The 21,609-nt window shown below is 67.8% G+C and carries 22 protein-coding genes and 1 pseudogene; 12 read left to right on the top strand and 11 right to left on the bottom strand.

The features are described from left to right. Positions 1 to 487: pseudogene (locus PO768_RS13915) on the bottom strand (hypothetical protein); the annotation flags it as partial. 133 nt (positions 488 to 620) lie between these two features. Here PO768_RS13915 and PO768_RS13920 point away from each other — a divergent pair. Together PO768_RS13920 and PO768_RS13925 are read left to right on the top strand one after the other, a co-directional pair. Further along, on the top strand, positions 621 to 1,466 hold the full coding sequence (locus tag PO768_RS13920; RefSeq protein WP_272646532.1) for an AraC family transcriptional regulator: 846 nt from the start codon (positions 621 to 623) through the stop codon (positions 1,464 to 1,466). Positions 1,467 to 1,533: 67 nt separating this feature from the next. Then, complete coding sequence (locus PO768_RS13925; RefSeq protein WP_272646533.1) at positions 1,534 to 2,466, top strand: DMT family transporter; 933 nt, start codon at positions 1,534 to 1,536, stop codon at positions 2,464 to 2,466. Here the strand turns inward: PO768_RS13925 and ureC are convergent. The 5 genes from ureC to ureA all read right to left on the bottom strand — a co-directional run bounded on the left by ureC (position 2,411) and on the right by ureA (position 6,073). Further along, a complete protein-coding gene (gene ureC / locus PO768_RS13930; protein ID WP_272646534.1) occupies positions 2,411 to 4,138 on the bottom strand; it encodes an urease subunit alpha in 1,728 nt (575 codons plus the stop codon). The genes PO768_RS13925 and ureC overlap by 56 nt on opposite strands. Further along, positions 4,126 to 4,782, bottom strand: a complete 657-nt coding sequence (locus tag PO768_RS13935) for a LysE family transporter (protein WP_137941283.1) — start codon at positions 4,780 to 4,782, stop codon at positions 4,126 to 4,128. Before PO768_RS13935 ends, ureC begins: the two co-directional genes overlap by 13 nt. A gap of 17 nt (positions 4,783 to 4,799) precedes the next feature. Further along, positions 4,800 to 5,111, bottom strand: a complete 312-nt coding sequence (locus PO768_RS13940) for an urease subunit beta (RefSeq protein ID WP_272646536.1) — start codon at positions 5,109 to 5,111, stop codon at positions 4,800 to 4,802. Positions 5,112 to 5,193: 82 nt separating this feature from the next. Beyond that, the gene (locus PO768_RS13945) at positions 5,194 to 5,757 is read right to left on the bottom strand and encodes a HupE/UreJ family protein (RefSeq protein WP_272646537.1); all 564 of its coding nucleotides are present in this window, start codon (positions 5,755 to 5,757) and stop codon (positions 5,194 to 5,196) included. Positions 5,758 to 5,770: 13 nt separating this feature from the next. Further along, on the bottom strand, positions 5,771 to 6,073 hold the full coding sequence (gene ureA / locus PO768_RS13950) for an urease subunit gamma (protein ID WP_137941052.1): 303 nt from the start codon (positions 6,071 to 6,073) through the stop codon (positions 5,771 to 5,773). Between the two features lie 134 nt (positions 6,074 to 6,207). Between ureA and PO768_RS13955 the strand changes: the two genes are divergently transcribed. Genes PO768_RS13955 through PO768_RS13970 form a run of 4 tightly spaced genes read left to right on the top strand, consistent with a single transcriptional unit; the run spans position 6,208 to position 11,366 of the window. Further along, entirely contained in the window at positions 6,208 to 9,648 is a 3,441-nt protein-coding gene (locus tag PO768_RS13955) for a hybrid sensor histidine kinase/response regulator (protein ID WP_272646538.1), read from the top strand. Further along, a complete protein-coding gene (locus tag PO768_RS13960) occupies positions 9,645 to 10,709 on the top strand; it encodes a response regulator (RefSeq protein WP_272646539.1) in 1,065 nt (354 codons plus the stop codon). The genes PO768_RS13955 and PO768_RS13960 overlap by 4 nt, the downstream gene beginning before the upstream one ends. A gap of 59 nt (positions 10,710 to 10,768) precedes the next feature. Continuing rightward, positions 10,769 to 11,062 carry a hypothetical protein gene (locus PO768_RS13965; RefSeq protein ID WP_272646540.1) on the top strand — a complete coding sequence of 98 codons (294 nt, stop codon included), beginning with the start codon at positions 10,769 to 10,771 and terminating at the stop codon, positions 11,060 to 11,062. Further along, positions 11,049 to 11,366: a hypothetical protein gene (locus PO768_RS13970; protein WP_272646541.1), complete on the top strand. Its 318-nt coding sequence runs from the start codon at positions 11,049 to 11,051 to the stop codon at positions 11,364 to 11,366. The genes PO768_RS13965 and PO768_RS13970 overlap by 14 nt, the downstream gene beginning before the upstream one ends. 28 nt (positions 11,367 to 11,394) lie before the next feature. Here the strand turns inward: PO768_RS13970 and PO768_RS13975 are convergent, their stop codons facing one another. Further along, entirely contained in the window at positions 11,395 to 11,763 is a 369-nt protein-coding gene (locus PO768_RS13975; protein WP_272646542.1) for a glyoxalase superfamily protein, read from the bottom strand. 296 nt (positions 11,764 to 12,059) lie between these two features. On the opposite strand from PO768_RS13975, the gene PO768_RS13980 reads away from it, so the two are divergent. Beyond that, a complete protein-coding gene (locus tag PO768_RS13980) occupies positions 12,060 to 12,668 on the top strand; it encodes a hypothetical protein (protein WP_272646543.1) in 609 nt (202 codons plus the stop codon). A 5-nt stretch (positions 12,669 to 12,673) separates the two neighbouring features. Then, positions 12,674 to 13,078, top strand: coding sequence for a hypothetical protein (locus PO768_RS13985; RefSeq protein ID WP_272646544.1), 405 nt, complete (start codon positions 12,674 to 12,676; stop codon positions 13,076 to 13,078). Here the strand turns inward: PO768_RS13985 and PO768_RS13990 are convergent. Together PO768_RS13990 and PO768_RS13995 are read right to left on the bottom strand one after the other, a co-directional pair. Beyond that, positions 13,071 to 14,768, bottom strand: a complete 1,698-nt coding sequence (locus PO768_RS13990; RefSeq protein WP_272646545.1) for an NAD(P)/FAD-dependent oxidoreductase — start codon at positions 14,766 to 14,768, stop codon at positions 13,071 to 13,073. The genes PO768_RS13985 and PO768_RS13990 overlap by 8 nt on opposite strands. Before the next feature lie 188 nt (positions 14,769 to 14,956). Next, the gene (locus PO768_RS13995) at positions 14,957 to 15,115 is read right to left on the bottom strand and encodes a hypothetical protein (protein WP_171018102.1); all 159 of its coding nucleotides are present in this window, start codon (positions 15,113 to 15,115) and stop codon (positions 14,957 to 14,959) included. Positions 15,116 to 15,250: 135 nt separating this feature from the next. Between PO768_RS13995 and PO768_RS14000 the strand changes: the two genes are divergently transcribed. After that, a complete protein-coding gene (locus PO768_RS14000; protein ID WP_272646546.1) occupies positions 15,251 to 15,919 on the top strand; it encodes a histidine phosphatase family protein in 669 nt (222 codons plus the stop codon). Here PO768_RS14000 and PO768_RS14005 read toward each other — a convergent pair. After that, the gene (locus tag PO768_RS14005; protein WP_272646547.1) at positions 15,916 to 16,914 is read right to left on the bottom strand and encodes a formylglycine-generating enzyme family protein; all 999 of its coding nucleotides are present in this window, start codon (positions 16,912 to 16,914) and stop codon (positions 15,916 to 15,918) included. The two genes, PO768_RS14000 and PO768_RS14005, sit on opposite strands and share 4 nt — an antisense overlap. Positions 16,915 to 16,974: 60 nt before the next feature. Here PO768_RS14005 and PO768_RS14010 point away from each other — a divergent pair, with 60 nt between their 5' ends. Continuing rightward, complete coding sequence (locus PO768_RS14010) at positions 16,975 to 18,225, top strand: class I SAM-dependent methyltransferase (RefSeq protein ID WP_272646548.1); 1,251 nt, start codon at positions 16,975 to 16,977, stop codon at positions 18,223 to 18,225. A 15-nt stretch (positions 18,226 to 18,240) separates the two neighbouring features. On the opposite strand, the gene PO768_RS14015 is transcribed toward PO768_RS14010, so the two are convergent. Further along, entirely contained in the window at positions 18,241 to 19,251 is a 1,011-nt protein-coding gene (locus PO768_RS14015; protein ID WP_272646549.1) for a LacI family DNA-binding transcriptional regulator, read from the bottom strand. A 167-nt stretch (positions 19,252 to 19,418) separates the two neighbouring features. On the opposite strand from PO768_RS14015, the gene PO768_RS14020 reads away from it, so the two are divergent. After that, positions 19,419 to 20,561 (top strand): L-talarate/galactarate dehydratase, encoded by a 1,143-nt coding sequence (locus PO768_RS14020; protein ID WP_272646550.1) that lies wholly within the window; start codon positions 19,419 to 19,421, stop codon positions 20,559 to 20,561. A 38-nt stretch (positions 20,562 to 20,599) separates the two neighbouring features. Beyond that, the gene (locus PO768_RS14025) at positions 20,600 to 21,583 is read left to right on the top strand and encodes a Bug family tripartite tricarboxylate transporter substrate binding protein (RefSeq protein WP_272646551.1); all 984 of its coding nucleotides are present in this window, start codon (positions 20,600 to 20,602) and stop codon (positions 21,581 to 21,583) included. Positions 21,584 to 21,609: the final 26 nt, after the last annotated feature.

Genomic DNA, 21,609 nt, shown 5'->3' on the forward strand with positions numbered 1-21,609 from the left:
CGGCGCTCATCAGATAGAGCTCGTAAGGCCAGGCACCGCCGGCCTGGGCCGCGCCGCGCGCCATCAGGCGCTCGTCGATCGCGACCTCACGCTGCGGCCAGTCGGGTTCGCCGGGCGGGTTGGCGTGGCCGTGGCGCAGCGCGAAGGCGGCCACGCGGCGCGGCGACAAGTTGTGGATGAAGCGCTCGCTGAACAGCGGCCAGGCCGCGTCGGCACTGCGGACCAGGCCTAGGCGGGCCAGCAGCGGGGTCAGGGCTTGCCACCAGGGCTTTTTGGGGAAAGGCTCGGCCGGGGGCGGCGCTGCGGCCGGCTCGGTGAGCTCCTCGGTCATTACCGGCTCGATCGGCTCCACAGGCGCGGCCGGGCGGCCGCTGCGCATAAAGGGCAGGGCCACCACGCCTATGGTGTGGACGTCGTAAATGCTGATCTTTTTGGCAAGCGGGTGGCGGTTATGCCAGGCCACGACTTGCTCGGCCAATCGATCCATGGGCCCTTTCCGAGCTTCGCCACGGCAAGCTGCCGCCCGCGCATGGTGCCTCAAATCCGGCCCCGTGTTCGGGCGACTTGGCCCGAAAAAACAGCCCAAACCGGCGCCAGCCGGCTTGGGCACAATGCCGGCCATGGCCTCTTCCTCGCCCACGCCCGCGCACCGATCCCGCGTTCTGGCCACGCCCTGGTCCGGCGTGTATGGCAGCCTGATCGACAGCGGCCGCCACTTCGGCCGCCATTGGCACGACAGCTACGGCCTGGGCCTGCTGCTGCAGGGCGCGCAGCGCTCGGCCAGCGGGCGCGGCAGCGTCGACGCCTTTGCCGGCGAGCTGATCACCAGCAACCCCGGCGAGGTGCATGACGGCCGCCCGCTGGGCAGCGACTCGCGGCGCTGGCGCATGCTCTACCTGGACCCCGAGGTGGTCGCGGCCATGGGCGAGGCTGCGGGCTCGGGCACCGCCGAGCTGACCCGGCCGGTGATCGCCGATGCCCGCCTGCGGCTGGTGCTGGCGCGGCTGTTCGCGCGGCTCGACGCCTGGCAGGCCGGGCCGACCGCACTGGCCGCCCTGGCCTGCGAGCAGGCCCTGCTGCGGGTGCTGGGCCTGCTGCTGGAGCGCTATTCGACGGCGGCGCCACGGCCTGCCGAGAAGGTGGCTGGCATGGCGGCCGAGATGGCGGAGGTGCGCGAGCGCCTGGCCGACGCCGATGCCGGCGCGGTGGTGCCCAGTCTGGCCGAGCTGGCCGCGCCGCTGGGCCTGAGCAGATACCAGCTGCTGCGCCGTTTCGAGGCGGTCCATGGCCTGCCACCCCATGCCTGGCTGCTGCAGCTGCGGGCCGAGCGGGCACGGCGCCTGATCGCCTCCGGCAGCGCGCTGGCCGATGCCGCCGCGGCCGCCGGCTTTGCCGATCAGAGCCATATGACACGGGTGTTTGCCCGCCACTTCGGCCTCACGCCCGGGGCCTGGCGGCCGCAATAGCGTTCAAGACCGGGCCGCCCGGCGTGGCCAGACTGCGAGCCTTCTTCTTGTCTTGATGGGGTCTCGCATGTCGGATGCGTTGAAGGGCCAGCTGCTGTGCAGCCTGGCGATGCTGCTGGTGGGCAGCACGGTGGCGGTCAGCAAGATCATCGGCGCGGACATCGAGCCCTTTCTGGCCACCGCGCTGCGCCACGCGATGGCGCTGCCGGTGTTCGTCTGGCTGGCCTGGCGCTCCGGCTGCGTGATGCCGCGGCTGTCCCGCCACGACGCGCTGCTCTTGCTGGTGCAGGCGGCGGCCGGCAGCGTCGGCTACACGGTGCTGCTGATCCAGGGGGTGATGTGGTCCAGCGCGGCCGATGCCGGCGTGGTGGCCGGCACGCTGCCGGCGATGGCGGCGCTGCTGGCCGTGCTGATGCTGGGCGAGCGGCCCGGGCTGCGCCTGCTGGGCGCGATCGCGCTGGCGACGCTGGGCGTGATGGCCCTGGCGCTGGCGCCCGACTCGGCCGCAGCCACGCCGACCCGGCTGCTGGGCATTGCCGCGGTGCTGGCGGCGATCGCCTGCGAGGCGGTCTTCATTCTCGGCACCAAGCGGCTGCGCCAGCCGCTGCCGCCGCTGCTGCTGTCGACGCTGATGTGCGCGGGCGGCCTGCTGCTGTCGGTGCTGCCGGCCTGCTACCTGGCCCGCAGCACGCCCTCGACCCTGAGTCCGGCGGCGCTGATGGGCATTGCCTACTACGCCTGGCTGCCGACGGTGGGCGGCTTTGTGCTCTGGTATGCGGGCAGCGCGCGCACCAGCGGCGTCCGTGCCTCGCTGGCCACGGCCTGGCTGCCGGTCTCGGCCCTGCTGCTGTCGGCGCTTTTGCTGGGCGAGGCGGTGCAGCCCTGGCAATGGGCGGGCCTGGCCTGCGTGCTGGCGGCCGTCGTGCTCGCCAGCACCGGCGGCGCTAGAACAGAAAGTAGCGCTGCGCCATCGGCAGCTCGCGCGCCGGCTCGCACGTGAGCAGTTGGCCGTCGGCCCGCACCTCATAGGTCTGGGCGTCGATCTGCATCTTGGGCAGATAGGCGTTGTGCACCATATCGGTCTTCCTGACCGTGCGGCAGCCACGCACGGCGCTCAGGGTCTTCTTCAAGCCGTAGCCGGCGGCCACGCCCGAGTCCAGCGCGCTCTGCGAGACGAAGGTCAGCGAGCCCTGCGCGACCGCGCCGCCGAAGCTGCCGAACATCGGCCGGTAGTGCACCGGCTGCGGTGTCGGGATGCTGGCGTTCGGGTCGCCCATCGCGGCAGCCGCGATAAAGCCGCCCTTGACGATCAGGCTGGGCTTGACGCCGAAGAAGGCCGGCCGCCAGAACACCAGGTCGGCCCATTTGCCCACTTCAACCGAGCCGATCTCGTGCGCCGCGCCGTGCGAGAGCGCCGGGTTGATCGTCAGCTTGGCGATATAGCGCTTGACGCGCGTGTTGTCGTTGCGCTCCGTGTCGCCCGCCAGCGGGCCGCGCTGCAGCTTCATCTTGTGCGCGGTCTGCCAGCAGCGCATCACCATCTCGCCGACCCGGCCCATGGCCTGGGAGTCGGACGAGAACATCGAGATCGCACCCAGATCGTGCAGCACATCCTCCGCCGCGATGGTCTCGCGGCGGATGCGGCTCTCGGCGAAGGCCAGGTCTTCGGCCACGCTGGCGTCCAGATGGTGGCAGACCATCAGCATGTCCAGATGCTCGTCCACCGTGTTGACGGTGTAGGGCATCGTGGGATTGGTCGAGGAGGGCAGGAAGTTGTTCTCGCCCACGACCCGCATGATGTCCGGCGCATGGCCGCCGCCGGCGCCCTCGGTGTGGAAGGCACACAAGGTGCGGCCCTTGGTCGCGGCCATCGTGTCCTCGACGAAGCCGCTCTCGTTGAGCGTGTCGCTGTGGATAGAGACCTGCACGTCGAACTCGTCGGCCACCGACAGGCAGCAGTCGATCGCCGCCGGCGTCGTGCCCCAGTCCTCGTGCAGCTTCAGGCCGATCGCGCCGGCCTCGATCTGCTGGCGCAGCGCCTCCGGCCGGCTGGCATTGCCCTTGCCGAGAAAGCCCAGATTCATAGGGAAGGCATCGGCCGCCAGCAGCATGCGCTTGAGGTTCTCCGGCCCGGGTGTGCAGGTGGTCGCCAGCGTGCCGGTGGCCGGGCCGGTGCCGCCGCCCATCATGGTCGTGACGCCGCTCATCAGCGCCTCCTCGACCTGCTGGGGGCAGATGAAGTGGATATGGGTGTCGACCGCGCCGGCCGTGACGATGAGCCCTTCGGCTGCGATGATTTCGGTGCCGGGGCCGATGACGATATCGACACCCGGCTGCACGTCCGGGTTGCCGGCCTTGCCGATGGCGGCAATCCGCTTGCCGCGCAGACCGATATCGGCCTTGATGATGCCCCAATGGTCGACGATCAGCGCATTGGTGATCACGCAGTCCATCGCGTCGCCGGGGCCGGGGCCGTTGGCGCGCTGCGACTGGCCCATGCCGTCGCGTATGGTCTTGCCACCGCCGAATTTGACCTCTTCGCCATAGCCTCCAGCGCCCAGGGTCAGGTCTTGCTCGACCTCGATGATCAGCGCGGTGTCGGCCAGCCGTACCCGATCGCCGAGGGTGGGGCCGAACATCTCGGCGTAGGCGCGTCGTCCTATCTGGGCCATAGAACGGGTTCCTTGTGGGTGTCGATGCGGGTGGGGGTCTGCGAGGCCAGGTCGCGCAGCGTGCCCAGGGCCATGGCCAGCAGCGCGGCGGCGCAGAGCCGGTAGGTGAAACGGGCCCAGCGCGCGCCGACGCGCCTGAACAAGCGGTCCACCAGGGCCGCGCAGATGAAGGCCCAGGCCAGCGAGGCGGCCATGAAGCCGGCGAAGAACAGGCCGTAGTCGGCCGGCCTCGGTTCGGCCAGGCCGATCGCGCCCATCGCGCTGCCCATCGCCGCCCAGTAGGCCAGGTTCTGCGGATTGGTCAGCGACAGCAGCATGCCGGCGCGCAGCGGCCTGGCCGCGTGGCCCGCCGCCGCGTCGACACCCAGTTCATGGACGGTGCGCGCGGCGCGCCAGCTGTCCCAGGACAGATAGCCCAGATAGGCCGCGCCGGCCAGGCCGACCGGCCAGCGCAAGACCTCCCACTGCAAGGCGAAGCCGATGCCGGCCAGGCCCGCCAGCGCCCAGCTGGCATCGCCGACCAGGGAGCCCAGCTGCACCGCCAGTGCCGGCCGGTAGCCGCCGCGCAGGCCTTGACGCACGGTCTCGGCGAACACCGCACCGGGCGCGGCATTGAAGACCAGGCCCAGGCCAAAGGCCGTCATGAACAGGGTCAGCGTGTTCACAGCGCCCCCTGGACCAGACCGCGAAAGCCCCAGACCTGGCGGTCGCCGGCATAGTCGACCAGCTCGACGCTGCGCTGCTGGCCGGGCTCGAAGCGCACGGCGGTGCCGGAGGCGATGTTCAGCCGCATGCCGCGCGCGGCCGCGCGGTCGAAGCGCAGCGCTGCATTGGTCTCGGCAAAGTGGTAGTGCGAGCCGACCTGGATCGGCCGGTCGCCGGCGTTCTCCACCACCAGGGCCAGCGTGCGCCGGCCAGGGTTGAGAACATGGACGGCGTTCTCATCGTCAATCAGCAATTCGCCCGGATTCATGTCTGCCCCTCGTCTGTGGAGTACCCCAGCCGGTCCCCCGGGGGGACGGCCGCTTGCTTGGGGCGGCCCGGCGCGGCGCGGCTCATGCCAGCAAGCCCATGCCAAACAGCGCCACCGCAGCGCCCGACAGGCGCGGGAGCCACAGCGAGCCCTTGCGCAGCGCCAGGCCCAGCGCGATGCCCAGGCCATGCAGCAGGGCCGTGCCCAGCACCATGCCGGCCAGCGCGCCCGTGCCGCTCAGCTCCTGGCCATGGGCCGCACCATGGAAGAGCGCGAAGCCGCCCATCGCCAAGGCGGCCGCAGCGACCGGCAACTGCTTCGGCGACATCAGCAAGGCACCGACCACCAGCAAGGAACCGGCGATCATCGGCTCGACGGCCGGGAAGTGCAGGCCGCTCTGCGCCAGCAGCGCACCGGCCAGCAGCATCATTGTAAAAACCAGCGGCGCCAACCACTGGCGGCGCGGCGTGCCGGCGCTCCAGATGCCGACGGCCAGCATCGCGGCCAGATGGTCCAGGCCGGTGAAGGGGTGGCTGAAGCCCTCGGCGAAGCCGTGGTGGCCGATATCGTGATGGCCCACATGGGCGAAGGCCAGACCGCTGAGAGCGAGGCCGGCGGTGAGGGTCAGGACTTGCTTGCTATTCATCTTGGTGCGTCGTTCAGGCAATGGGTTGGTGCACGGTCACCAATTTGGTGCCGTCGGGGAAGGTGGCCTCGATCTGGATCTCGGGAATCATCTCGGCGATGCCGTCCATCACATCGGTGCGCGCCAGCACGGTCTTGCCCTCGCTCATCAACTCGGCAACGCTCTTGCCGTCGCGCGCGCCTTCCATGATGGCGGCGCTGATCAGGGCCACCGCCTCGGGGTAGTTGAGCTTCAGGCCACGGGCCTTGCGGCGCTCGGCCAGCAGTGCGGCGGTGAAGATCAACAGCTTGTCTTTCTCACGTGGAGTCAGTTCCATTCGCTACGCTCATTCCTTGTTAGTCAGCACCTGCAGCCTGCGGCTGAACTCGCGGCGTCAGTTCCATGGGGGATGCTGTTGCAGGAGCTATGCCAGGACGCCGTCCTGGGCATGGGTCTTGATAAGGGAGAAGCATGCCCGTCGCGCCGCCCTCCGTCCAGACCGCCGAACCCGTCCAGCGCGTCATCAAGATACGTCGCGATTACAACGCCTGGGTGGCCAGCGAGACCTTGGAGGACTATGCGCTGCGCTTCACGCCGCACAGCTTCCGGCGCTGGTCCGGCACCCGGGTAGCGAACACGGCTTTTGGCGCGGCCTCCTTTCTGGTGCTGGAGGCGGTCGGGGCGACCCTGCTGGTGGAGTACGGTTTTGCCAATGCCTTCTGGGCCATCCTGGCCACCGGGCTGATCATTCTCTTGGCCGGCTGGCCGATCAGCGTCTATGCGGCCCGCTACGGCGTGGACATGGACCTGCTGACCCGGGGTGCCGGCTTCGGCTATATCGGCTCGACGCTGACCAGCCTGATCTACGCCAGCTTCACCTTCATCTTCTTTGCGCTGGAGGCGGCCATCATGGCCTATGCGCTGGAGCTGGCCTTCGACATCCCGCCGGCCTGGGGCTATCTGATCTGCGCGCTGGTGGTGCTGCCGCTGGTGACGCACGGCGTGACGGCCATCGCGCGGCTGCAGGTCTGGACCCAGCCGCTGTGGCTTGTGCTGCTGATCGTCCCTTATGTCTATGTCTTCATCCGCTATCCGGAGCTGCCCGGCCAGCTGCAAAGCTATGCCGGCGCCGACGGTCGGGGCGGCGAGTTCAGCCTGCCGCTGTTCGGCGCGGCGATGACGGTGGGCATCGCGTTGATCACGCAGATGGGCGAGCAGGCCGACTATCTGCGCTTCATGCCCGAGCCCGATGCGAATCCGAAGAGGCGCTGGCGCTGGTGGGCGGCGGTCTTTGTCGGCGGCCCGGGCTGGGTGGTGCTGGGTGTGGCCAAGATGCTGGGCGGTGCGCTCCTGGCCTATCTGGCGATGCGGCTGATGGTGCCGACGGAGCGGGCGGTGGATCCGAACCAGATGTATCTGGTCGCCTATGACACGGTGTTCAGCCGGCCCGGCCTGGCGGTCGCGGCGACCGCGCTGCTGGTGATCGTCTCGCAGCTGAAGATCAATGTGACGAATGCCTATGCGGGGTCTCTCGCCTGGAGCAATTTCTTCGCCCGGCTGACGCACAGCCACCCGGGCCGCGTGGTCTGGGTGGTGTTCAACACCTTGATCGCGCTGATCCTGATGGAGATGGAGCTGTTCCAGGCGCTGGACCGGGTGCTGGGCCTGTACGCCAATATCGCGATCGCCTGGATCATGACCGTGGTGGCCGATCTGGTGATCAACAAGCCGCTGGGGCTGTCGCCACCGGGCATCGAGTTCAAGCGTGCCCATCTCTATGACATCAATCCGGTCGGCGTCGGCGCGATGGCGATGGCCTCGCTGCTGTCCATCGCCGCCCATCTGGGCCTGTTCGGGACTATGGCCCAGGCCTTTTCGGCGCTGATCGCGCTGGTGACGGCCATGGTCTGCTCGCCGCTGATCGCCTGGGCCACTGGCGGGCGCTACTACATTGCACGCCAGAGCAAGGAGGGCGGGGAGGGCGGTGCCTACAAACGCCTGCAGCACTGCGTGATCTGCGAGCGCGCCTACGAGGGGCCGGACATGGCGCATTGCCCCGCCTATCAGGGCCCGATCTGCTCGCTGTGCTGCTCGCTGGACGCCCGCTGCGATGACCTTTGCAAGCCAGACGCCCGCTTGGCGACACAGGCCCGTGCGCTCCTGCAAAAGCTGCTCCCCCGCAAGGTCTGGCCCCTGCTGGACAGCGGCCTGACCCAGTCTCTGGGTCTGATGGCCCTGGTGCTGCCGGTGCTCGTGCTGCTGTTCGGCCTGCTCTACCAGCATGAGCTGGGGCGGCTGGGCGCGGCGGCCGAACAGATGGCGCCCCATCTGCGGGCGTCCTATGCGAAGGCCCTGGTGGCGCTCCTGCTGCTGTCCGGCGTGATCGGCTGGTGGCTGGTGCTGACACACAAGAGCCGCCAGGTCGCGCAGGAGGAGTCGCGCCGCCAGAGCCAGGCCCTGCATGCCGAGATCGAGTCGCACCGCCAGACCGATGCCCAGCTGCAGCAGGCCAAGGTCCAGGCCGACGCGGCCAACGAGGCCAAGACCCGCTACATCACCAATATCAGCCACGAGCTGCGCACGCCGCTGAACTCCATCCTCGGCTATGCGCAAATCCTCGACGAGGACGAGCGCATGCCCGCCCACCGCAAGCAGGCCATCACGGTGATACGGCGCGGCGGCGAGCACTTGCTGTCGCTGATTGAGGGCAGCCTGGACCTGGCCCGCATCGAGGCGGGCCGCTTCAAGCTGGAGCCCGGGCCCTGGGCTTTCGGTCAGGCCATCAATGATCTGGTTCATCTGCTGTCGCTGCAGGCCGCCGCCAAGGGTCTGGACTTTATCTACACCCCGCCTCCCAGCCTGCCGGACTGGGTGCGCGCCGACGGCAAGCGGGTGCAGCAGATCCTGATCAACATCCTCGGCAACGCCATCAAATTCACGCCGGAAGGCAAAGTCACGCTGCGGCTGCACTACGCCCGCGAGATGGCGCGCTTCGAGATCGAGGACAGCGGCCCCGGTATGAGCGCCGAGGAGCTGGAGCGGGTGTTCGAGCCCTTCGAGCGCGGTGCGGCCGCCGTGGGTTCGGGGTCAGGCACCGGCCTGGGGCTGACCATCGCGAAGATGCTGACCGATCTGATGGGCGGCGAGCTGAAGGTGGCCAGCACGCCGGGATTCACAGGAAAACACGGCACGCGCTTCGAGCTGCGCCTCTTCCTGCCCAGCCTGCATGCCGGCGCGATGGCGGCGCAGGCGCGGCGCGCGGCGCGCATCGGTTTCGAGGGGCCAGCGCGGCGCCTGCTGGTGGTCGACAACGAGGAGGCCGACCGCAATCTCCTGCGCGCCATCCTGGAGCCGCTGGGCTTTGAGCTGCGGATGGCGGCCAGCGGCATCGAGGCGATGGCGCTGATCCCCGGCTGGCAGCCCGAGGCCCTGCTGCTGGACCTGGCGATGCCGGGCCTGGACGGCTGGCAGACCTTGGCCGAGATCCGGGTGCGCGGCTTGAGCGAGGCGCCGGCCGTCATCATCTCGGCCAATGCCTTTGATCGGGGCCTGGATAACGGCCTCGGTGTCAGCGAGCGTGACTTCATCGTCAAGCCGGTGCGCGTGGACGATCTGCTGGACTGGCTGGGGCGGCGGCTGAACCTGGACTGGCGGCTGCGCGATCCGGTCCAAGCTGCTGACGCGAACAAGGCGCCGTTGAAGCTGCCCTCGCGCGAAGCCTTGCAGCGCCTGCAGCAGCAGCTCAGCCAGGGCCATGTCAAGGGCATCTATCAGCAGCTTGACCGGATCGCCGGCGAGGATCAGTCTTGCAGCGATTTCGTCACCCAGCTGCGCGCGATGGCTCGCCAGTTCGAGCTGCAGGCGATGAGCCGGCTGGTGGCACGCGCCTTGCAGGCTAAGGACCCAGCATGAACGCCACCACCCTCCCCACGCACCACGAAGAGATCGATGCGGCCTTGCCCAGCAGCCCGCCGGTGGCCAGCCATGCCGAGCGGGTGCTGATCGTCGACGACGTGCCCGACAACCTGGCGCTGCTGCATGACGCGCTGGACGAGTCCGGCTACACGGTGCTGGTTGCCTTCAGCGGCGCGGCGGCGCTGGAGAGCGCTGCGCTGATGCCGCCCGATGTCGTCGTGCTGGACGCGATGATGCCGGGCCTGGACGGCTTCGAGGTGGCGCGCCGGCTTAAACGCGACCCGGCCACCGCCGCCGCCCCCATCATCTTCATGACTGGCCTGTCCGACACCGAGCATGTCGAGGCCGCATTCGCGGCCGGCGGCGTCGACTATGTGACCAAGCCGATCCGCCCGCGCGAGGTGCTGGCCCGCATCGCCGCCCATCTGCGCAGTGCCCGCGCCCAGCGCCAGGCCCGCAATGCGCTGGATGCCTTCGGCCACGCCAGCATGGCGGTGCACGAGGCCGACGGCCGCTGCGTCTGGCAGACCGCGCTGGCGCGCTCGCTGATGGCCGATTACTTTACCGGCGGCCATTTCGAGCGCGGCCGGCTGCCGCCCGAGGTGCTGGTCTGGCTGCACCGCGAATCGCTGCGCCGCCGTGCCGGCGCCGAGCCCTCGGTGCTGACCGTGCTGCCGCAGCCGCGCGCCGATGCCCCGCCTGCTACCGGCGCGGCGCTGGCCACGCGCGGCGCCAAGCGCCTGTCCTTCACCTTGCATGCGGTCGACCCCGATGCGCTGGGCGAGGGCCAGTGGCTGATCGTGATGCGCGAGGCCGATGACGCGGCGCTGATGGACGGTCTGATCCACGGCTTCAAGCTGACCGCCCGCGAGGCCGAGGTGCTGTACTGGGTGGTCAAGGGCAAGACCAATGCCGACATCGGCGACATCCTCGGCTCCAGCCCGCGCACGGTGCAAAAGCACCTGGAGCATGTGTTCGAGAAGCTGGGCGTCGAAACCCGCACCGCAGCGGCGGCGATGGCGATGGGGCGGGTCAGGGGGCTGGAGGCGGGGCGCTGAGGGGCGCCGCGTCTCGGAGGCTGCGTACAAAAGGCACACGCCGGCGAGAGAATCACCGCATGAAGCCCTACCGGTGGAGTGCGGTGAAGAATGAGCAGCTCAAGTCCGAGCGCGGACTCTCATTCGAGCGGGTGGTGGTGGCGATGGAGGGCGATGGCCTGCTGGACATCCTGACGCATCCAAATCCGGCGAAGTACCCGAGACAGCGGGTCTTGGTTGTTGCCTTCGATGGCTATGCCCACTTGGTTCCGTTCGTCGAGGAAGATGAGTACTACTTCCTGAAGACGATCATTCCCAGTCGCAAGGCCTCAAGGGACTATCTTTTGAAGGACGAGAACGATGAATCATCTTGACCCGGAAGAACTGGACGTGCTGAGTGCTTTCGAGCAAGGCAAGCTCACGTCGGTGGCGACCAAGTCGGAGCTGGCGCGTTTCAAGGCAGCGGCTCGCGCCACGGCGATCAAGGACAAGCGGGTGAATATCCGCCTCTCGTCCGGGGACCTAAGTGATCTGCAGGTTCGAGCCCTGCAGGAAGGTGTTCCCTACCAAACGCTGATCGCGAGCATCGTGCACAAGTACGTGACGGGTCGGCTGGCCGAGAAAACAGAGACGGCAGCCAAGCCAGCAACGGGCCGCAGCAGCAAGCGACTCGCCTGAGTCCGCGTGGCCAGTCTTTGCGACATCCTCAATCGGCCTCGCTGTCCTCGAAGAACACCAGCCGGTTGCCGAAGGGATCGATCACGGTCATTTCTCGTGCCCAGGGCTGGGTCTCGATGCCAGGCCGCATATAGGCATAGCCGCTGGCGATCAGCTGTTGTTGATAGGTGTCCAATTCGTCTGTCTCGATGCGCACCCTGGCACCGGGGCTGCAGTCGCCATGGTGCTCGGACAGATGCAGCAGGCAGTCGCCCTTGGAGAGCTGCAGGTATAGCGGCAGGCCGTCGGCGAAGCGATGCTCCCAGTCGATGCTGAAGCCGAGAAAGTCAATATAGAAGGCCCGAGCCTTGGCCTCGTCGAAGATGCGCAGGATCGGTGTGCTGTGGCCAAAGCCCAAGGCCATACTCCCAAGTTGAATCTGACAACAGCATAGAGCATCAGGGACGATAGCTAGGCCTCGCATCCTGTGAGCCAGTGTTTCGGTGCGTAGCGCTGAGTCTGTACCTTCTGTGTCGGCCATGGCGAAGCATGTGTCACCTGCGCACATTTACCGGATCGCGGCGGTTTTGCTGCGATAGCCGCAGCGGGCCAGACTTAAAGTCTCGCACTCAAGACATAGCAAAGGGGAGGAAGCCCCTTCACACATCGGCGTCCCTACCCGATGCGCGGGGGGGGAATGTCATGGCGAACTGGATGAAGGAAGAGATCGACCACGCGGCGGATAAGCTGTCCGAGGTGGTGAAGACGGCGGCGCGCGAGATCGGCGAGCAGCGGCGCCTCACCAAGGAGGACATGCAGGATCTGGTGCGCCTTGCTGCCCAGGAGTTCGGCACCACGCTGGATCAGCGCATCGAAAAGGCCAAGCACGAGACGTCCGAACTGCTCACCTACAAGCTCGCCGAGTTCACGGGAAAGCTAAGGGATGCTGCCGAGATTCAGAAGAAGACGGCCGTGCGCAATGCCTCGGTGGGCGTGGTCGCCGCAATTGCGGTGAGCTTGGTCTCGCTGCTGACCAAGAAACACTTTGGAGGTTCTCTGGATGCGCTGGACGTCTACCGCACAGTGATGTTCTCGATCGCGGCAGGCTACTTGGCCGTGATGGTGTTTCGCGTCGGGAAAAAGTACTTCTCTGCGCCCGACCTGACGCGCAATTCGGTCGTGGTTGGCGCCACCTACTTGGAGATCCTGCGTCCTAAAGGCCTGGGCATGCACGCGGCCATCATCCTGGTGGCGCTGCTGGGCTGGCTTGCCTTGAATCAGTTCGAGGCCGTCTCCGCATTTTTTCAACAACTCAAGCACTGAACGTCATGTCCTACCTGCCCATGATTAAGATCATCCTCCCCTACATCGCCCCGATCCTCGGTGCGGCTGCGCCGATGTTGACCAAGTCGTCCGAGGCTGAGGGGGCGGATGACAAGACCCAGGCCAAGCAGATTGTCGAGTTGCAAGTTGCCGTCGAGAAGAACGGGGCCTCAATTCGCCTGTTGGCAGAGCAACTGGAAAAGCTCGTTGCCGCATTCGACGAGCAGCAACTCGCCGAGAAGGGCGGGCTTGAGGCCCTGCAACAGCAGCAGCAGGTTCTGCAGGCCGGACAGGCGCATGTTTCGGAGGCGCTGCAGAAATTCGTCAAGGACGCGCAGATAACCAAGATCCTGGCCGCCGGTGCGGTGATCGCGGCGATGGCTGCCTTGGCTGTTGCCCTGCTCAAGTAGCTCGTGGCAGGCCGTCGCCTACTTGGCCCAGCAGGCTGCGACCCAGCGCCTCAGCCACCTCGATGCCGTCGACGCCGGCCGACATGATGCCACCGGCATAGCCGGCGCCTTCGCCGGCCGGGTACAGGCCCTTGACGTTGAGGCTCTGGTAGTCGCGGCCGCGGGTGATGCGCAGCGGCGAGGAGGTGCGGGTCTCGACGCCGGTCAGCACCGCGTCGGCCATGCTGAAGCCCTTGATCTGGCGCTCGAAGGCCGGCAGGGCCTCGCGGATCGCGTCCAGGCAATAGTCGGGCAGGCTGCCGAAGCCTTTTTGCTGCAGATCGGTCAAGGTGACGCCGGGCTTGTAGGAGGGTTCGACGCTGCCCAGCACCTTGCTGCGCTGGCGCTTGATGAAGTCGCCGACCAGGGCGCCGGGCGCCCTGTAGGCGCCTTCGCCCAGCTCATAGGCGCGGCTCTCCCAGATGCGCTGGAAGGCCATGCCGTCCAGCGGGCTGACCGGGCCCTCGCTCTTGCCGTCCTGCCGGTAGTCCTGCGGCGAAATGCCGACGACGATACCGGCATTGGCATTGCGCTCGTTGCGCGAGTACTGGCTCATGCCGTTGGTGACCACGCGCATCGGCTCCGAGGTCGCCGCCACCACGGTGCCGCCGGGGCACATACAGAAGCTGTAGACCGAGCGGCCGTTCTTGGCGTGGTGCACCAGCTTGTAGTCGGCCGCGCCGAGGATCTCGTTGCCGGCATTGGGGCCGAAGCGGGCCGCGTCGATCAGGCTTTGCGGGTGCTCGATGCGGTAGCCGATAGAGAAGGGCTTGGCTTCCATGAAGACGCCGCGCTGGTGCAGCATCGTGAAGCTGTCGCGCGCGCTATGGCCCAGCGCCAGCACCACGTGGTCGGTGGCGAGCTGCTCGCCGGATTCCAGTGTCAATCCCCGGATGTGCTTGCCATCGGGACCATCCTCGATCAGCACATCCGTGACCTTCTGCTCGAAGCGGATCTCGCCGCCCAGCGCCTCGATCTCGGCGCGCATCTTGATCACCATCGACACCAGCCGGAAGGTGCCGATATGCGGCTTGCTCACATAGAGGATTTCTTCGGGCGCGCCGGCCTTGACGAACTCGCTCAGCACCTTGCGGGTCAGAAAGCGCGGGTCCGAGATCTGGCTCCACAGCTTGCCGTCGGAGAAGGTGCCGGCGCCGCCCTCGCCGAACTGCACATTCGACTCGGGGTGCAGCTGGCTCTCGCGCCACAGGCCCCAGGTGTCCTTGGTGCGCTCGCGTACCGACTTGCCGCGCTCCAGCACGATGGGTCGCAGCCCCATCTGGGCCAGTATCAGCGCGGCGAAGATGCCGCAGGGCCCGAAGCCGATCACCACCGGCCGCTTGCGCTCGGCGGTGAAGAAATCCACCGGCGCCTGGCCGACGAAGTGGTAGCCGGTGTCCGGCGTCGGCCTGATGTGGGCGTCGCCGGCAAAACGGGCCAGGACGTCAGCCTCGCCGGCCTCGTCAGCGAGCTCGCAGTCCACCGTATAGATCAGCACGATGGCCGCCTTCTTGCGCGCGTCGTAGCTGCGCTTGAAGACCGTGAAGTTCAGCAGCTGGCTGTCGTCCAGCCCCAAACGGGCAACGATGGCGGGGCGCAACTCATGCTCGGCATGGTTGAGCGGCAGACGGAGTTCGGTGATGCGGATCATGTTGAGCGATCAAGCAAGAGTCAAAGCGAAACAGGCCCGGCATGAAGCCGAGCCTGTGTATTCGGTCTTGGCCTCAAGTCAAGCGCCGGGCCGCCCCAAGCTTGACTTGAGCCGATGTCATTGGCGGGCAAGCCCGGCAATGATCGGCGTCCCCTCGGGGGACCGACCAGGTACCCCTGGGCGAGGGGTCAGCCGCTGTGAGGGCGCTTGCCCGGATTCTTCTTGCTGCGGGTGTGCGAACCACGCTCCAGGCTGGACTTCTGGCCACGGCCGTGGGTGAAAGCGGTCAGGCCGGCGGGACGCGGGGTGGCGCGACGATCGGCTTCGGTTTTGATCTTGTTGCCCATGATGGCTCCGTTGGAAAAAAGACTGGCGGGGGCCGAAAGGGCGCGCCAAGACGAATCAAGCCCAGCATTTTAACCGAAGGCCGCGGGTCGCCCGGGCGACAGCCCGAATCCGGCTGCCAGCCGATGATGCGGCGCATGGGAACGCTTCATCTTGTGCGCCACGGCCAGGCCAGTTTCGGTGCCGCCGACTATGACCAGCTGAGCGAGCTGGGCACCCGCCAGTGCCGCCTGCTGGGCGAGTACTGGCGGGAGCGCGGCCAGCGCTTCGATGCGGTGCTGACCGGCTCGCTGAAACGCCATGCCCAGTCTTTAGCAGCCATCGCCGAGGGCCTGGGCGCGGCGCCCGAGCCCCTGATCTGGCCCGGCCTGAACGAGTACGACAGCGAGGCGGTGATCCACGCGATCCATCCCGAACCGCTGCCCAGGCCGGTCGACGCCGAGATGGTGCGCCACCACTTCCGGCTGCTGCGCAGTGGCCTGCAGGCCTGGATGCGCGGCGAGACCCGGCCTGCGGGCATGCCCAGCTATGCGGACTTCGCGGCCGGCGTGGCGGGCGCGCTGGCGCATGTGCGGCAGCACTGCGAGGGCGAGGTGCTGATCGTCTCCAGCGGCGGGCCGATCGCGACGGCCGTGGGCCAGGTGCTGGGCACCAGCGCCGAGACCAGCATCGAGCTGAACCTGCGCATCCGCAACAGCGCGGTGAGCGAGTTCAGCTTCAACCCCAAGCGCCACCTGCTGCAGAGCTTCAACCATCTGCCGCATCTGGACTCGCCGGAGTACCGCGAGTTGGCGAGCTACGCCTAGTCCTCTCTGACGAGGCGGATGCCGACCAGGGTGTAGCGGGTGTCGGGCGCGTTCCAGTTGCGGTAGGACGCGCGGGCATAGAAGGCCCAGGTGTGCCAGGAACCGCCGCGCCGCACCTTGACGCCGCCGTCGGCCGGCTTGTCCGGACCTTGCGGGTCCACCAGCGGCGAGCGCGCGTAGTAGTCGTCCTCATGCCAATCCGCCACCCACTCCCAGACATTGCCGTGCATGTCATGAAGCCCCCAGGCGTTGGGCGCAAAGCTGCCGACCGGGGCGGTGAAAGGAAAACCGTCGCTGCCCTTCAGGGCCATGTCTTGCCAGCGCGGCCAGTGCCTGGCGCTGTCGGCGTCGAAGGTGTTGGCGGCCTTCAAGAGGCTTTGCGGATCGTCGCCCGATGAGTAGCGGGTGCGGGTGCCGGCTCGGCAGGCGTACTCCCATTCGGCCTCGGTGGGCAGGCGGTAGCGCCGGCCCTCGGTCTTGGTGAGCCAGGCCGCCAGCGCCTGCGCGTCGTTCCAGGTGACATTGGTGACCGGGTGATCGTCGTTCTGGGCAAAGCCGGGATTGCGCCAGGAGTAGCGACGGTCACGCCCCTCGAAGGCATCGCCGCGCTGGCTGCTCGCCGGGTCGTAGTCGGCGCGCCAGCCATAACCGCCGGTGCCATCGGCCTCCGATTCGGGTCGGTAGCCCGAGGCGTCGACAAAGCGGCGGAACTGGCCGACCGTCAGCTCGTGCTGGCCCATCCAGAAGGGCTTGCTGATGCGCACCGGGTGGATAGGGCCCTCGTCCTGCAGCATGTCGAAACGCTCGCGGGGCAGGGCGGGGTAGGCCTGCGCCAGCATGGCGGGGTTTTCCTCGCTGCCCATCAGGAATTCGCCGGCCGGCAGCCTGACGAAGGCCATGCCCAGGCTGTTGCGTTCGATGGCCGGCTGTGCGGCCGCCGCCAGCGGCAACAGCAGCAGTACCAGCAGAGTTGCGACGAGGCTGTAAGCTTTCATGCGCCGATGCTAGCGTGGGCTCGATGACGGACAATCGGGCTTTCCGCTCGTGGCTCCTCGATGTTTACCGACCTGATCACCCCGCCGCCGGCCGTCGATGCCGCGCAGCGCTTCGCCGTGCTGCTGAAGACGGCCCTGGTCGAGGGCCGCTTCGTCAAGCTGCTGCTGAGCAAGTACAGCGGTGACGACGAGACGCTCGAGCGTCTGACGGTGCGCGAGCTGCTGCTGCGCGGCGAGCGTCAGCTGTCCTTTCTGTGGCGCCACCGGACCAAGGACATCACGAAGAACCATGGCCTGAACGAGGGCCTGGATCTGATCGCCGGCCTGCTGGGCAGCCAGTTCCAGAACGCCCATCTGCTGACCCAGGGCCAGGAGATCCAGCTGGCCTTCAGCCGCAAGGGCAAGCCCAGCCTGCGGGTCGGCAAGGTGGACACCACCGCCGAGGTGGCATCGGCCGGCCACGACAAGGAAAAGCAGCGCTATCTCGAGCTCGACAAGCCCTTCTGGGTGGACCTCGGCGTCACCCACGAAGTCAAAGGCGAGCGCCAGCTGGTGCCGGCGATGTCGCGCAAGTGGAAGCAGATCAACAAATTCATCGAGGTGATGAGCGCCGCGCTGAAGAGCAGCCCCTTGGCCGACAGCCCCGATGTCCATGTGGCCGATTTCGGCTCGGGCAAGGGCTATCTGACCTTTGCGATGCACGACTGGCTGGCCAGCCAGGGCAAGCAGCCCCAGGTCACCGGCGTCGAGCTGCGCGACGATATGGTCAAACTCTGCAGCACGTCGGCGGCCAAACATGGCATGTCCGGGCTGAAGTTCGATCAGGGCGATGTGCGCTCCTACACCCCGGCCCGGCTGGACGTGATGATCGCGCTGCATGCCTGCGATATCGCCACCGACTACGCGATCCATCTGGGCCTGGGCGCCAAGGCTTCGATCATCATGTGCTCACCCTGCTGCCACAAGCAGCTGCGCCCGCAGATGCAGACGCCGCCGGTGCTGCGCCCGCTGCTGCAGCACGGCATCCACCTGGGCCAGGAGGCCGAGATGGTGACCGACAGCTTGCGCGCGCTGCTGCTGGAGGCCCAGGGCTATGAGACACAGGTCTTCGAGTTCATCGCGCTGGAGCACACCAGCAAGAACAAGATGATTCTGGCCGTCAAGAAGTCGGGCGCGGCGCTGGCTGCGGCCGAGAAGCGCCGGCCCGAGCTGCTGGCCCAGATCGCCGAGGTCAAGCGTTTCTATGGGCTGCGCGAGCAGTGCCTGGAAACCCTGATCCAGGACGACGCGGCGCTGGCCTGTCCGGTCTGAGCGCGGCGACGGTCTTCAACGCGGCGGGCTGCTGGTGGAGGCGCGCTCGATGATGCGAAAGCCCACATCGATGATGCGCTGATCGACGGTCTCGCCGCGGCAGCGCGCAATGATCAGCTGGGCCGCATGCAGGCCGATGGCGGCGCCGTCGATGTGCACCGTGCTCAGCGAGGGATTCAAATGGGCCGAGAAGTCGGCGCCGCCGAAGCCGAACACCGCCAGGTCTTCGGGCACGCGGAGGCCGCGCGCCTGCGCTTCGGTGAGCACGCCCTCGGCCAGCCCGTCCGAGCTGCAGAAGACGGCGCGGAGCTGCGGATCGAGGTGCAGCAGCTCGGTCAGCGCGCGCCGCCCATGCGGCACACCGGTGGGCGGCTTGACGGTGGCGGTGGGGATCTCGCGACCCAGGGTCGACACAAAGCCCTCGCGCCGCAGGCCGGCGCGCTGGTCGTCGGCCGTTGCCAGGCCCACCCGCTGCCAGCCCTTGCTGAGGAAATAGCCCGCCACCGCGCTGCCGACCTTGAGGTGCGAGAAGCCCACCAGCGTATCCAGCGGCCGGTCCGTCATGTCCCAGGTCTCGACCACGGGAACACCCAGCCGGGCCAGCCGTTTGGCCGCATCGCCCGGCTGCAGCAGGCCGGCGGCGACGATGCCGTCGACGCGCCGGCCCACCATGGTGTTCAGCAGTGCCGCCTCGCGCCCATGGTCGTAGCCGGTCTGGCCCAGGATCAGCTGGTAGCCGGCCCGGTCCAGTTCTTCCGTCAGCGTCTGAATGGTGGGCAGGAACTGCGGCACCGAGATCACCGGCACCAGGGCCGCCACCGTCATGCTGCGCTTGGACTTGAGCCCGCCGGCCAGCAGATTGGGGATGTAGCCGGTGGCCTCGACCGCCGCCCGCACCTTCTCTATCGTGCCCTGTGACACCAGCGCCGGGCTGCTGAGCGCGCGCGAGGCGGTCATCGGCGAGACCCCGGCGCTGCGGGCGACATCTTGCAGCGTGACGGACTTGGGACGGGAAGCGGGCGGCATGCGGACGGGTTCGTGGCGGTGGGCGGGATTGTCCGGGCTTTGCGGCGGGGTGTTTGACGGAATGCAAATGATATCGATATCATTGACTGCAACGAGACAGGATGACCAAGTTGTCCCGTAGTTGCTGGCTTGGCTAGTACCTGCCTCATTCAACTGATAGCGTTCACATGAGCCAAGCCACCAGTGCCGACCGGATCGCCTGGATCCGCCTCTCCTCCTGCTATCTGCCGCTGGCCACGCCCATCAGCGATGCGAAAGTGCTGACAGGTCGGCAGAAGCCGATGACCGAGATCGCGATGCTGTTCGCCGAGATCGTCACCGCCGACGGCCAGCAGGGCCTGGGCCTGAGCTACGCCAAGCGCGCTGGCGGCCCCGGCCAGTTCGCCCACGCCAAGGAGATCGCGCCGGCCCTGCTGGGCGAGGACCCGAGCGACATCGCCAGGCTCTGGAACAAGCTCTGCTGGGCCGGCGCCTCGGTGGGCCGCAGCGGCCTGTCGACCCAGGCCATCGGCGCCTTCGACGTCGCGCTGTATGACCTGAAGGCGCGCCGCGCCGGGCTGCCGCTGTCCAAGCTGCTGGGCGCCTACCGCGACTCGGTGGCCTGCTACAACACCTCGGGCGGCTTTCTGCACACGCCGCTGGAGCAACTGCTGGTGAACGCCGAGGCCTCGATCGCGCGCGGCATCGGCGGCATCAAGCTGAAGGTGGGCCAGCCGGACCGCGCGCTGGACATCCGGCGCGTCGAGGCGGTGCGCAAGCACCTCGGTGATGGCGTCGCGCTGATGGTGGACGCCAACCAGCAATGGGACCGCCCGACCGCGCAGCGCATGTGCCGCCAGTTCGAGCCCTATGGCCTGGTCTGGATCGAGGAGCCGCTGGACGCCTACGACCACGAGGGCCACGCCGCGCTGGCCGCTGCCTTCGACACGCCGATCGCCACCGGCGAGATGCTGACCAGCGCCATGGAGCATGGCGAGCTGATACGCCACCGCGCGGCCGACTACCTGATGCCCGACGCGCCGCGTGTCGGCGGCATCACGCCCTTCCTGAAGATCGCCGCGCAGGCCGAGCAGGCCGGGGTGATGCTGGCGCCGCATTTCGCGATGGAGCTGCATGTGCACCTCGCCGCGGCCTATCCGACCGAGCCCTGGGTCGAGCACTTCGACTGGCTGGAGCCGTTGTTCAATGAGCGGCTGGAGATCAAGAACGGCCGCATGCAGGTGCCGACGCGGCCGGGCCTGGGCCTCTCACTGAGCGAGCAGGCGCGCATCTGGACGCGCGAGCAATGCGAGCTGGGCCAGCGACCCTGAAGAACCTATTTCCCCCTAGACAACAACGGAGACAAGCCATGAAGAACACATCGAGCAAGAAGAAGGTCCTGGCCGCCCTGGCGCTGGGCCTGCTGGCCGCCGGCGGCGCCATCGCCCAGGCCTGGCCCGCCAAGCAGCAGGTCACGCTGCTGGTGCCCTTCCCGCCGGGCGGCTCCACCGACATGATCGCCCGCACCCTGGGCCCGAAGCTGCAGGAAAAGCTCGGCGGCAGCTTCATCGTCGACAACAAGGCCGGCGCCGGCGGCACAGTCGGTGCCACGCAGGCCAAGCGCGCCGCGCCGGACGGCTACACCGTCTTCGTCTCCTCGCTGGGTCCCTTCGTGATCGGCCCGCACCTGCTGAAGAACGTCGGCTACGACCCGCTGAAGGACTTTGACTACCTGACCATCGCGGTGCAGGCGCCGAACGTGCTGGCCGTGCCGGCGGCCTCGCCGCACAAGAGCTTCGCCGAGCTGCTGGCCTTCATCAAGGCCAATCCGGGCAAGATGAGCTTCGCCTCGGCCGGCAACGGCACCTCGGACCACCTGACCGCCGAGCTGTTCTGGCAGGAAACCGGCACCCAGGCCAGCCACATCCCCTACAAGGGCGGCGCGCCGGCGATGGCCGACCTGCTGGGCGGCCAGGTCGATGCCAGCTTCATGAACATCAACACCGGCCTCTCCAATATCAAAGCCGGCAAGCTGCGCGCGCTGGCCATCACCAGCGCCAAGCGCTCGCCGCTGCTGCCGGACGTGCCGACGATGGAGGAGCTGGGCCACAAGGGCGTGACCGTCTACTCCTGGCAAGCCTTTGCCGCGCCCAAGGGCATCCCGGCCGACATCAAGGGCAAGCTGCACGACGCACTGGTGGCCGGCCTGAACGACCCGGCCGTCAAGCCCAAGCTGCTGGAACTGGGCTTCGAGATCGTCGGCAACACGCCCGAGCAGTTCACCGCCTTCCAGGCCGCAGAGTTCGCGCGCTGGAAGAAGGTGATCGAGACCGGCAAGATCACCGCAGATTGACGGACCACCCCCTACGGCCTTCGGCC

Origin of the sequence: Paucibacter sp. XJ19-41, assembly GCF_028462495.1 — a bacterium.
Lineage (GTDB): Bacteria > Pseudomonadota > Gammaproteobacteria > Burkholderiales > Burkholderiaceae_C > Roseateles_E.